Source organism: uncultured Lactobacillus sp. (genome assembly GCF_945290125.1).
Taxonomy (GTDB): domain Bacteria; phylum Bacillota; class Bacilli; order Lactobacillales; family Lactobacillaceae; genus Lactobacillus; species Lactobacillus rizhaonensis.
On the sequence record NZ_CALYQV010000056.1, the window covers coordinates 1 to 12,301 of the forward strand.

The window sequence follows — 12,301 nt, forward strand, 5'->3', positions numbered from 1 at the left end:
AATAACTATCTTGATAATTGGAATATTTAGAAACTAAACTGATTGTTTCAAAAATGAAATTTCGCCAATTATTAAGCTGCTCAATATATAGTTTTTTTGATATGTTTATTACCTCATTATTACTATTTTGAATAAAAATCCCTTCATAAATTTTTTCGCAGCTATTTTTGCTTCTGAAGAATCTGGAGCGCTAATTATTCGATTAAATTCTCGGTTTTTTCCTAAAAAAGTAATAAAATTCTCACCATCTTTTCCATTAATAAACTATTAAATGACTTACTGTCAGACATTTTTAAAGCTATCAAATAAGGAATTACACATGTACTTAACAAAACTTTACAATTTCTGTCAGTAGGCCATAAATTCTGATTGAAGTTTCTAGAAAAAATGACATTATAAACTGCTGTATATGTTCGACTAAGAAAGTGATTCAGTTCTCTTAAACTAAAGTTAAACTCTCTTGCTACATTGAGACAAAATTTATTTAACATACTATCGATTTCAGCTGGCGAGCTATCTAACTTTTGATAGTAAGATTTTTAATCAGGATCAGGTATTGGAATGATAACATCAAAAAATCTATCTAAGTATCTGTCACCGTCAAAATTTGCACCATAGAATTTTTTTATTGTATTTCTTAATTCGAGTAAATTTACCGAAAATACAAAAGTTATTTTTTCATTATCAAAAAAGTGCTGAACTCTTTCATGTAATTTCACTGCATAAGTAGGACGACATCTATCCAATTCATCAATAAAAATAACTAAACGCTCATTATCAGGTATTAATGATGACAACGCCGCGTTGAATTCCTCTTCAGGATCTTCTTTCTTATTAAAAAGATCCGATATATCTTTAATGTCTATCTTTGCTATTTCTTTTATCGCAATCTTAATTAGTTTTTTCCTAGCTTCCCTTGCCTTTTTTCTATAGTAGAACTCATATTATAGCTGACAGAAGCAATACTCTTGGACAAAGCCACAATCGGATCTAATTCGCTATCATTTTTCCAAGCATCAAAATAAGCCGTTTTATATTCTATCTCATTAAGGCATCCTCTTTTTCCTCGTTCAATCGTTCTCAAAATTTCTTCTTTTTCACTATTTTTAATTTGTCCGTCATTCAGATAATCTATAACTAATTTACACTGCTTTACAAAAAAAGTTTTTCCTGTCCCCCATTTCCCATCAATTGCTATTGACCATGAATCCGATTGTGTATTTAACATTTTTACAAAATTATTAATATAATTATTTCTTCCAGTTGTATCATTTTTTATTGATTCTATAATATTTTCATGTGTTGGCTTCAAATCAATTTTTTTCAAATCGTCTTAACCCTTTCTCTGATGTCTACAACTTATATTTTTCTCAATCTTTATCCTTATAAAAGTCCTTCAAGCGGTAAGTAGTTACCGGTTCAACATAATAATTATACTTGGCAACTAAATCACAGATTTCATCACCATTAATCAGGGTAATAATCCGTGTTCCTTGACGAGCGGCCTTGACAGCATCACGGCTAAAATCGGAATTAGTAATAAATATTCCAAATTCCGCATTGTATTTATCCATGGCTCCTCGAAATTTATCAATTTCTGGTGAAGAAACTTTACTATGCCAGCGCTTGGCCTGCAAGGCTACTCTGGTCGTTCGGTAATCATCAGAGCGAACATAGCCAAAGCCATCTAACCCACCATCAGCAACATAACTAACCCCAATTTGATCATCAACATCAATACCCATTTTGGTTAAAAGGCCGCGACAAAATAGTTCAAACTTTTTAGGATTCATTTTCATCAAGGCATCAAGCAAGTCTTCTCTCCACTGGTCCTCTTCTGTTTCTTCATCAGTTGAAATATTACTTGCAGCAACTTCATCTAAATTTTTGGCCTTTAATTCAGTTGAATTGTTGTCTTCTAAAAATGGCCGAACATCTTTTTCAGCATCAAAAGTGTCCAAGTTAATCTTGCGCCCTTTTTCAGACAGTTCAAGTATTCGATTGTCACTCGTATTAATAAAACCAGCTAAAATCAAATATTTAACGGCAAAGTTCATTGTGTAATCAAAAGGATGATATCTTTCACCAGTTTTCTTAGATACTCGTGTTTTATCAACTTCGGCTTCGGAAATGACTTTAGAGCTAGCACGAATTTCATTACGAATATCTTTTCTGGTTACTTGACCGCCAAGTTTATGCATCGCAATTAAAACTTCTTTCATTGCTAAATTTTGATTTGTAATATTTTTATTTGCCAAAATAAAAGCCCCACTTTTAACTATCTTTTGTTTCTTAGTTTTTTGTTTTCCCATACTAAAGCCAAGCAAAATAATCCTTCTACTACGATCATTGCTCCTGCTAAAGTGGACGGATCAAAATTGAGTCCAACTATTAAAGCTAAAACGGGAACTACACATGAAAAAACAAAATAAGCTTGCGATCGATATAGCCAACCATAAGGCAATAGATGTGCACCAAAAATAATGGTGATAACCATTAGCATTTTGTCAGGAATTGTTGGATAGATCCACATTGCAATTAAAAGGTAAAGCACCTGATTGACTGAAAAGATAATTCCTAAATTAGTTAATGGATTTGCTTGGTTTTGAAAATCCACTTTAATTATTTTTGAAATTATAAAGGAAGTTGGCAGCAAAAAAGCTGCACAAACAAACGTGAATAAGTTTTTAGTCAAAATCGGCCACGTTGTTAGGTGAACACAGGTGATTGCCAACCAGATTAAAACAGAAGCTAAAATAATATGAAGACCCTTTTTTGCTTGATTGCACAATCTAGTCGTAATTGGTTGATCTTTTGCATGTATATACTCCCAAAGCCGTACTTTTAATTCATAACCGTATCTAAAGATAAATTATATATTAGAAATTGCATGTACTCAATAAGGGCAATGAATTCACAGAAAACGGAAAATGGATAGAAAAAAGCTCATACTATTTTTACCAGTATGAGCTACTTCACTTATTAATTATTTAATTTTCTGTTTCTAATGGCTTAATCTTGGTGGTGTAGACGGCCTTCACCTGCTCACGAACCTCGGATTTCCATTTAAGCCAGTTAGTTAAGCCACTATTAGGGTGTTCTTCTTTATATTGTTCAAAAAACTTCTTACTCGTTAAATCACCCATCCCCTTCGTATTTTTAACATCAGGATCATAGTTCTTAACAACATATTGGAGATTACTATAATTTAAGCCATAGTTTTTCGCAAAGTCTTGCAAAATTTGCTGACTCTCTTGATCGATTTCTTGTTGCAAGATTTCTTCAACTTTTTGAGCAGAATATTTTTGAGGTTCACGTTGAACGTCATTCCAAAGGCTTCGAATATGGCCAGCACGCGGTTTATTAGTCTTCGCATATTGATCAATATAATCGTCGACTTGTGCTTGATTATCAGAATTTTGTGCCGAAATTTGTTGTTTTATTTCATTATTAGCATCAGAAATATAATTTTTAATCAGACCCAAAATATAGCCTTCATCAACCTCTTTGGTATGAAAAGATTCCAATTCATAGTCTTCGTCTACGCTAATATCGAATGGCTCGTCGTCATCACCATTATCCGCTTTTAGTTCATCAATAATGTTATTGTACATGCCCTCAAGTTGATCAAGAGTTGTGGAAGAAATATCATTAATATCTATTTGTTCAGCCGGCGGCAGATCCTCTTGGTTGTCCAGTTCATCATAGGTTTTAATAGCCGCAAGTGCCTTATCGTATCCCTGGAAAATCTTCAGAAACTCCTTTTTTTCTTTAATAGGGGCAGCAAGTTAGACAGCTGATTCCGGATTTTCAACATACTTACCTAACTTTTTCCGAGCACTTTGATAACGCCTTTTGGAAGTTAACCAATCAGGAGCTAAAACATCATCCGTGCCACCCTTGGCATACAGTGTCAGCGCAGTATTAATGGCGTCACGAAAAATGCGGTAGTATTTTTACGCTTGTTTAATTGACGAGGTTGAAAAAATCGCCGAATAACGATGTCCGTTGCTCAGGCCCTGCTTACGATATGCCAAGTCCATAACTCGTTTAACTACTTCCTTCATATGAGCATCGGTCAAATAAATATCGTCGTTATCACTTTGGTTGCTATCGCCTAGGTTATCTATTTTAAAGCCTAGAACTTTTTTATCATGAATCGCATCTTCAATGGTGAAAGTGTGTAAAACCGGACCGTATAACTACTCCGTTATTTTAGCATCCTTGCCATTTTCTGTTCGTGAATTTTCATCAAAAATGGGCGTACCAGTGAAGCCATACCATAACGGTTGACGATTGAAAAATTATCCAGTTCGCGTTTTTGTGCTGGCGTAACGTCCCGATGGCACTCATCAACAATAAAAGCTAACTGCAAATCTTTTTACCATTTGTTTGAATTTTATTCTATTTTTACAATTCCAACTGGTGATCCTATTCTTGTGCTCCTTGAAGTAATCAACTCTTTGATTAATTCAGTTATCTATTTCAGATTCTTAATTCAACATGTGCCGTTCTAAATCATATTAACGACTATTCCAAAAAGATCACTAATTTTGAGACCACAAAATAGATCACCATCATTGCCTATCACTGATATCTACTTACTTAAATCTAATTTAACTTTCACAATGAATAGTTAAGCAGAATTAAAAACTAATTTTGTATTTATTTCTTTTCTTTAGATAAAAAACAAATTAAACATACTTTAATTTAAAAATGATTATTTTAGTTAAATCATTACTTTCTGGAAGTCCTTCTCTAAACTGTCATTAAACCTGTGCATCACTTCTGCATTGGGAATCGGCACTTTAACGTTTTTTTCAAAAGAATTAAATATTAAGTTCTTTATTCCTGTGGTGTTATTTTCAAGGTTAAAGAAGTATCCACGGTCGTATAAAATGACAAGATAGTTATATACATATAATGCCAATTCTGGAGACTTTAATCTTAAAATCCTACAAAAGTTGGTACATAACACAGGTACTTTCATCTCTTTTAGCAATTCTTCTGTTATCAAACAAATTCTCCCGGTTGATTGAATCGGACTGCCTCCTGAAATTTCAATTATTATGTCATTAACACGCACACTTTTTTCTTTAATATGCTTATTCAAAACATATCTGGTAGGTACATTATCATAATATGCTCTTGAAACGTTAGGAATATCCGTACCCCTAATACATTTTATTCTGTTTTTATAGTTGCCCTGTTCACTAGCTTTTCCCCATTCTCCTCCAATTGTTTGATCTAATAGTTGTTCTAAGGATATGAGCTCAAGTTCAGCAGGAATGTCACCATATGATGAAAATTTCTTTTCACCTGAAAAAACATCAATATCAGGATTAAATTTCACAAACCATTCAATTAACTTATTACGCTCAAGCTCATTTCTTATGTTCCAAAGCAATCCTCTTTTTCTTTGCCTTGCCTTCTCAATTTCACTATTTAGATCCACAAGATAGTTTTTCAAAATAGAATACTGCATTTCGAAATAAAGTCCTGGTTTTAACATATAATCATTATCAGTAATTGTACGTGTAGAAACAAACGTAGAAAACTCTTGTACTTCTTTATTGTTATTTATTGCATCAGCTATTTTCTGTTGATCTTGATCAGAAAGAACGACCCTGGTATTATCTTTAGCCTTTACTAAATCTCCTAATTTTGAAGCGTCTACAAACATAACGTTATCGTGCTCTTTACTTTTATCGATAAAAATCACTGAAACACTTGTGTTAGTTGTTGCGAAAACATTTGTAGGCATTTGAATAACTGCAAATAAAGACTTATTTTCAACTATTTTCTTTCGAAGCTCTGATTCAATAGAACCTGTATCTGTTAAAAATCCACTAGGTACAACTATTGCGGCATGCCCAGTATCACTCATTGAATACAAAATATGCTGTATAAAAAGCAAATAAATAGACATACTACTTTTTTTCTTTTTGGGAATATTAGGCACTCCAGCAAAAAATCTTAAATTATTATCAGGTAACGTCATGATCTCATCCCTCCATTGAGAGAAGTCTAAATTGAATGGAGGATTAGAGACAATGTAATCCATTTTTTCTGTGTGCTTATTGTGAAGAATTGTGTTTCCTTGGACTATATTGTGAATTGAATGACTCAGTCCATTTAGGATTAAATTCATACGCAACAGATTAGTTGATTTTTGAGAAATATCTTGACTATAAACAGTTGCTCTATCTGTACCAATTTTACTTGCAAAAGTCATCAATAAAGTTCCGGAACCTGCTGCTGGATCATAAACTCGAACGTTTTCCGGTTTATCATTTCCAACTAAAATATTGGCAATAATTTTAGCAACAGAATGTGGTGTATAGTATTCGGCGTATTTTCCACCACCATCCTTGTTGTAGTCCTTGATCATATATTCAAAGATAGTTGAAAAAAAGTCAAAGCCAGCATCAAAAATATGCTCATCAAATTTAGTCTCTGACAGTTTATTAATAATTGATCGAGCGACGATATTACGTTGTGATCCGTCGATGACATTTTCCTGAATGAGGTCGCTGTCAAATAACCGTACTTGAGTATTTCCAGCTGTCTCTACGGAGTAAATATCATTATTATCAATGGCAATGTCATTCAATGTAGCATCAAATAAGGTACTAAAATCATTTTCATTTTGCCGATTAAACAAGGTTTCAATTAGATCCTCACGTTTAATTACTGCAGATTTATTGCCCAGGTCCATTTGCAATCCCTCATAATCATCATCACTCATTTTCATAAGAGTTTGATAATCATTTTTAGAGTTGAATTTCCGAGCTTCATATAAGAACTTATCGTTAATAAATTTGTATAAGAAAGATTGAGTAAGCAGCTTATATTCGCCAGCTTCACCACCTAGACCGGCACTGGTAAAGACGCCCTTCAAATCATCAACTAATTGCTCTACTCTATTACTATATTCAATACTTTTCATTTGTTTTAATCAATTCCTTGGTATTCCCTGTCATATTCTTCAGTCAGAAGGCCAGAAACTTCTTTAATCTCTGGAACGGGTATCTTAGTATTTTCTTCTCGACTACTTTGACGAATAGATTGTATAGCCTCATTTTTAAAGTATGCCTTGTTTACAACCATATTTTGGTTTTTAGAAACCTCATCATCAATTTTTTCTTTTGACTTTTTCATAACCTTATATAGTCCAGGCTCCTCAGCCACCGAATTAGGAGCTGTTCCTTTTTGCTTGTATATGACATATTTGTATGTTCTCGCAAACTTTTTATCGCCGTTAAATGCAGTTGCTAAACATCTATTCTTAGCATTTAAATTGTTAATTCTCTTTATTATTCGATTAAGAGCAGTTGTATTCAATTTAGTATCTGCTGTTGTCATTTCACCAATATGCTGTTTTTCAAGAACACGAGTAAATTCTTCATAAAGACTAATCCACTCTGGGTCTTTTTGATCCCAATTATGACCTAAAGCTGAAGCAGCTTGCCTTTGCTTTTCAACAAAATCATTTGCTGCCAACTTTAGTTCAACCTCTCCAACTTTCTTAAAACTAAAGTCCATTTTATTCATGGCCATTTCCAAAAGCTGATCACTAGAGTCATCTTTGGCATTAGCAATAAGGTTCAAGGTCATTAGCCTATCAGACACAATTTTTAGCAGTTCGGGAACTTCCACTGCCTTGATTTTTTCTGTTAAATCTGTATATGACATAAGGCGACTAATGTTGTAATACTCTTTAAGTTTTTCAAGAGTATTTTTAAGCGCCAACAGATCTTTCTTTTCTGGCGTTTCACTAACCTGCTGGCTAAAGTTCTCTAAATTATCCGTATCATACTGTGACATAATAATTTCTGCCTGGTCTAGACTATCTTCAATTTCCTGCGCTGGTACGAAGAGTGAACCATATATGTTTTCAGCCTTTTCGTCTGTTAAGTCAGAATTGTACTCACTATTTAGCTCTTCAAAATATGCATGGTTGGTCTTGTCAAACTCTTTTGAAATATTAGCAAAATCAACGATATAACCCATACGAAAATCTTTATATGGTCGGTTAACACGTGTTAAAGTTTGTAATAAGTTGTGTGCTTTAATCATTCGTCCAAGATATAATTTCTTTAGCCTTGGAGCATTAAAGCCTGTTAACAGCATATTGTAAACAATGAGTAGATCAGTTTTACCCCTTTTAAAATCTTCCACCTCTTCTCCTCTTGTTTCTTTATCGTCTTCATCAGAGAGGATGAGTGATGCACTTAACTTTGTTTTACCAGACTGTCGTCTTTCTTGGAATTCCTTATACATTTCCCTAGCTTGTTCACTAGATTGAGTAACAATCATTGCACCGATGGTCTGGTCTCCAAATATATCCCTCGATTTAACAAAATCATCAAGTACATAATCCAACATTGGAGAAACAAATTTAGGGTTAGAGTAAAGAAGTCCTTTATTCAAGCTTCCTTTTTCTACATCGTCAGATAAGCCATCTAAAATATCTTTCAATTTGTGCTTATAGCTGGTTTCTATTTCTTCTCGCATCAAGCGCAAAGTATAACCATCCTGGATAGATTGATTGTAATAGTACTTATGAATATAATCTCCAAATATTTCCCTAGTGGTAGCTCTGCTAGTCTTCTTGCCCTTGTGATCAAAATTAATTAATGGAGTTCCCGTTAAAGCAATTTTTATAGCCTTTTTGTCAGCATTATATAAGTTAGGCAAATATGATCCCTTTTCATTGTATGATCGATGAGCTTCATCAATGAAGTAAATATTTTGAGTATTCAGATCATAGCCAGATTTGTTTGTTAAATCAGTATCTTTATTAACTTTCTGAATATTAACTACAGCTATATCCTCAGAAAAAGGCTTATTAAGTTGCTTCTTGCTATACATCAGCTTAACCTTCAACCCACGTTCCTTAAAAGCTTTACTTGCTTGAGTTGCTAAATCTAATCTATCAACAACAAAATAAAATCTGGGGATAATATTTTTCCTCTGAAAAAGATATCGCAAATATCGAATATTAAAGAAAGCTAGTGCAGTTTTTCCTGAACCTTGTGTATGCCAAATAACACCCTTCTTTACTCCTTCTCTAATTTTGTCGGCAACTGCTCGAGTAGCAAAGAACTGCGGGTATCTCATAATGTGCTTTTGCACCACTTCGTTACCATTTTTGTCCTTTGCATCAACATAAGTTATCCCAAAACGCAAGAAAAATTGTAAACGTTGTTTGTCATACATTGAAGTCAAGAACTTATTCATTGAGGTTTCATTTTGGCAATTTGTCTTAAATTCAGAACTGTTTTTTAGGACAATTTTATTTGCATCTTTTAATACTTCATCCACTTCTTGTTCTGAAATAGCTCTTATTCTATCCACTAATTCGCCATATCTTTCTTCATGCATAGAATTAAAGATAGCCTTATTTAAACTTGTAGTAGCATAATATGAGCCCTGTAATTGCTGTCCTTCATCATCAGCATAAGGCATATTATCTGAAAAACAGATTAGTTGAGTAATATTGTGGAACTTTCTGAATTTAGGATTCTTAAATCTAACAGTCATCCGGTTAAACTCGGATTTCATACCTGTTGTTTTATCCCTAATTGCATTAGGTTGTTTTACTTCAATATAGCTAAGCGGAAGCCCATTAATGAATACTGTAATATCAGGCCTAAATTCTTCTTCAGCATTTATGCAAGAAACTTCAATTGCTACCTTGAAAGAGTTACTAGTGAAGTTCTCCCAATCGATGAACTTATAATTAGAATTACTGGTCCCTTGTATCCTATTAAAGAAACTGCGCCCAAGATCGTTATAACCTAATTCTAGCTTGATATCCTTAAGTTCTTTTTCAAAATCAAAATCTGTTACTTCTGGATTTAGCTTCAAGAACTGCTTTCGAAATTCTGGAACAAATATATTAGTTTCGGGATCAATATCTTGTTTATTCTGTTTATATGAAAAATATTCGTAACCCAGCTTAACTAAATGCAATACAGCAGGAAGTTGAACTCGACTTAATTCATTATACGTTTTTACCATGTTTCTACCCCAAATCTAAGATCTTAAAATTTCCAAAATTTGACTAATGTCTCTTTTTAAGTTACACATATTTTAAGCTATACGTATGTTATAACATTGCCGTTGTCACCTAATTTAGTGATTGATGCAGAGCTGATACCACTTTTATCACGTAAATCCTTCTTTTTCAACCCACAATCTATTAATAATTTTCATAGTTATTGTAACTAAAATACATATTTACTCCTCACATAAATAGTCTCATCATTTAATTATACAGTATTTATTATTTAAATAGACATGTAATTCGGTGTACGCAAAACTTTATAATACTGATACTAAAAATTATTCTAGTACCAGTAACTTCAATGTTTACTCGTTAAAATCTAACAAAACCCGTCCCTTAACTATTACTTTCAAATTCAATTACATTCACTTCTCTTTTATCTAAAGACTCCCTGAACATATCAGTATTATTTTCAATTAAGATTACCTGACCCTCTTTTTGATAGATTAGAAAACTTAACAACCTGGTCTTTAGATGCTCAGGTAAATGAGAATCACCAACTTCGTCCAGTCCAAGAAATGGCGTGTCTATAATATCAAACCATGAAGAATATTCTGCATTCTCAAACATATATTCTGTAAATGCCAAATTAACAAAGGATGGTTAGAGCAATACAACCGCTTAAACAAGGATTTCACACCATAAAGCCAGCCCACCCATCATGGATTAAAAGAAAGATAAATTTTAAGCAGATTTTAACCCTTATTTGCCAACTAATAACCACTTTTGACAATTTTTCGACCACTTCACGTATAAAAAGTAAAAAAGAAAATTTTATCCACTATACTTAAACTCAAAGGAGGTAAAGAAATGAAAATTAATTGTCATGTGGATCCGAATTTGGAAGAAGAACACGGTGAGCTTTGGATTAAAAAAATGATACCCAAAATCAATGACTTTTTACAAGTAATAACCTCAAACGATGATGTTCTATGGTGCCATTATGAATCCCAAATTATTCCGGTCAAGTATCAGGATATTTATTCATTAGAAGTGGCCAGCAGGGAAACGAACCTTTTTACCAAAAACCAACTGTTTTCGTATAATGACCATTTGGCAAACCTGAAGGTCAACTTACCCAGCTACTTCATTGAAGCTTCACGCAGTGCAATTTTTAATTATAACTATATTGACCATTTGGAGCTACTTGACAACGGACTGATTGATGTATTCTTGACTAATGATCATCGAATCCAAATCTTCAGACGTAATATAAAAATCTGAAAGAGAGGCTTGGCATATGAAAAAATCAGTTAAATATTTATCTTACGCATTTCGTTTCGCCGCAATTGGCGTTTTTATCGGGCTGATAATTTCATTAATTATCAATTATTTAGGAAAACCAGATTCATTTTTTTCCCTTATATTATTATCCTTCAACGCCAACATTTGTTAACAAATTTTCCAGTCATCTAACCGCGTTTACGAATTCAGTTTTACTATGGGCATTGATAGGAATGGTTTTCGGCTTTGGCAACTTTATTTTTTCGATCAAAAAATGGTCGTACCTGAAGAAAACGGTAGTTAACTTTATCGTAAATTATATGGGTTTTACCCCTTTGGCTATTCTTGCAGGCTGGGACCATATAACTGGGTTACACTGCTTGTCTTCACTGGAGAATTCGCTATAATCTACTTGGTCATTTGGTCTTTCTCTTACTGGCAGATTTCAAAAGAAATCAGAGAAATTAATCAAAAAATCAAGAATAAAAAGAATTAAGAGGAAATAAAAAGTTGAGCACCCCTTAACTAGGATGTTCAACTTTTTTCACGTCTAAATTACTCCCTTTCAAGAACCGACAGCGATTGATTGTGCTTTTTACAAGAACAGAAATTTATGACAAAACGTCCGTATTTGCCCAAACACTTTTCTTTGTAGTTTATCGCTTTTATATCTATATATGTTAAACTATAAAGCAATAAATGGACTAAAACAATATGCTTTAAATTACTAAAAAATGCCAAGCTACTGCATAACTAGGCATTTTTAACTTAAAGCAGCAATTAATTGTATCTAATCTGCATTCCTAAAAGCACATGAAACCAAATGATCATTGACCAACCCAACCGATTGCAAGAAGGCATAAACCGTAGTAGAGCCAACAAATTTAAAACCATGTTTCTTTAAATCTTTACTTATTTTGTCAGATAATTCTGTACTTGCTGGTACCTGTTCCGTACTTGTCCATGAATTAATAATTGGCTTTTGGTTTACAAATGACCAAAGAT

At 33.2% G+C, this 12,301-nt stretch carries 12 protein-coding genes and 1 pseudogene; 3 read left to right on the forward strand and 10 right to left on the reverse strand.

Going from position 1 to position 12,301, the window contains the following annotated elements; all coding sequences use genetic code 11:
- Positions 1 to 539: 539 nt before the first annotated feature.
- From Q0K80_RS08385 to Q0K80_RS08425, 9 genes are all read right to left on the reverse strand, one after another.
- Positions 540 to 896, reverse strand: coding sequence for a P-loop NTPase fold protein (locus tag Q0K80_RS08385; protein WP_365935520.1), 357 nt, complete (start codon positions 894 to 896; stop codon positions 540 to 542).
- Positions 896 to 1,327 (reverse strand): P-loop NTPase fold protein, encoded by a 432-nt coding sequence (locus Q0K80_RS08390; protein ID WP_294605371.1) that lies wholly within the window; start codon positions 1,325 to 1,327, stop codon positions 896 to 898. The genes Q0K80_RS08385 and Q0K80_RS08390 overlap by 1 nt, the downstream gene beginning before the upstream one ends.
- Positions 1,328 to 1,370: 43 nt before the next feature.
- Positions 1,371 to 2,258 (reverse strand): Mrr restriction system protein, encoded by an 888-nt coding sequence (locus Q0K80_RS08395; protein ID WP_294605373.1) that lies wholly within the window; start codon positions 2,256 to 2,258, stop codon positions 1,371 to 1,373.
- Between the two features lie 20 nt (positions 2,259 to 2,278).
- Positions 2,279 to 2,695 (reverse strand): hypothetical protein, encoded by a 417-nt coding sequence (locus tag Q0K80_RS08400; protein WP_294605374.1) that lies wholly within the window; start codon positions 2,693 to 2,695, stop codon positions 2,279 to 2,281.
- Positions 2,696 to 2,990: 295 nt separating this feature from the next.
- The gene (locus tag Q0K80_RS08405) at positions 2,991 to 3,776 is read right to left on the reverse strand and encodes a hypothetical protein (RefSeq protein WP_294605390.1); all 786 of its coding nucleotides are present in this window, start codon (positions 3,774 to 3,776) and stop codon (positions 2,991 to 2,993) included.
- A gap of 434 nt (positions 3,777 to 4,210) precedes the next feature.
- A complete protein-coding gene (locus Q0K80_RS08410) occupies positions 4,211 to 4,375 on the reverse strand; it encodes a hypothetical protein (RefSeq protein WP_294605375.1) in 165 nt (54 codons plus the stop codon).
- A gap of 354 nt (positions 4,376 to 4,729) precedes the next feature.
- Positions 4,730 to 6,949, reverse strand: coding sequence for an N-6 DNA methylase (locus Q0K80_RS08415; RefSeq protein WP_294605377.1), 2,220 nt, complete (start codon positions 6,947 to 6,949; stop codon positions 4,730 to 4,732).
- A 5-nt stretch (positions 6,950 to 6,954) separates the two neighbouring features.
- Positions 6,955 to 10,026: a DEAD/DEAH box helicase family protein gene (locus Q0K80_RS08420; protein ID WP_294605379.1), complete on the reverse strand. Its 3,072-nt coding sequence runs from the start codon at positions 10,024 to 10,026 to the stop codon at positions 6,955 to 6,957.
- Between the two features lie 382 nt (positions 10,027 to 10,408).
- Positions 10,409 to 10,642 (reverse strand): hypothetical protein, encoded by a 234-nt coding sequence (locus Q0K80_RS08425; RefSeq protein WP_294605381.1) that lies wholly within the window; start codon positions 10,640 to 10,642, stop codon positions 10,409 to 10,411.
- A gap of 240 nt (positions 10,643 to 10,882) precedes the next feature.
- Between Q0K80_RS08425 and Q0K80_RS08430 the strand changes: the two genes are divergently transcribed.
- The 3 genes and pseudogenes from Q0K80_RS08430 to Q0K80_RS10395 all read left to right on the forward strand — a co-directional run bounded on the left by Q0K80_RS08430 (position 10,883) and on the right by Q0K80_RS10395 (position 11,792).
- A complete protein-coding gene (locus Q0K80_RS08430) occupies positions 10,883 to 11,296 on the forward strand; it encodes a LytTR family DNA-binding domain-containing protein (RefSeq protein WP_294605383.1) in 414 nt (137 codons plus the stop codon).
- A gap of 16 nt (positions 11,297 to 11,312) precedes the next feature.
- On the forward strand, positions 11,313 to 11,468 hold the full coding sequence (locus Q0K80_RS08435; protein ID WP_294605384.1) for a hypothetical protein: 156 nt from the start codon (positions 11,313 to 11,315) through the stop codon (positions 11,466 to 11,468).
- Between the two features lie 52 nt (positions 11,469 to 11,520).
- A pseudogene (locus tag Q0K80_RS10395) lies at positions 11,521 to 11,792 on the forward strand (DUF3021 domain-containing protein).
- Between the two features lie 294 nt (positions 11,793 to 12,086).
- Here Q0K80_RS10395 and Q0K80_RS08440 read toward each other — a convergent pair.
- Positions 12,087 to 12,301: DNA-3-methyladenine glycosylase I (locus Q0K80_RS08440; protein WP_294605386.1), on the reverse strand; the 215-nt coding region annotated here is incomplete at its 5' end.

What these genes read in the sequence shown, in the direction of transcription:
- Q0K80_RS08415 (WP_294605377.1), bottom strand. Translation starts at nt 6,949, where the DNA reads ATGAAAAGTATTGAATATAGTAATAGAGTAGAGCAATTAGTTGATGAT.
- Q0K80_RS08420 (WP_294605379.1), bottom strand. Translation starts at nt 10,026, where the DNA reads ATGGTAAAAACGTATAATGAATTAAGTCGAGTTCAACTTCCTGCTGTA.
- Q0K80_RS08425 (WP_294605381.1), bottom strand. Translation starts at nt 10,642, where the DNA reads ATGTTTGAGAATGCAGAATATTCTTCATGGTTTGATATTATAGACACG.
- Q0K80_RS08430 (WP_294605383.1), top strand. Translation starts at nt 10,883, where the DNA reads ATGAAAATTAATTGTCATGTGGATCCGAATTTGGAAGAAGAACACGGT.
- Q0K80_RS08435 (WP_294605384.1), top strand. Translation starts at nt 11,313, where the DNA reads ATGAAAAAATCAGTTAAATATTTATCTTACGCATTTCGTTTCGCCGCA.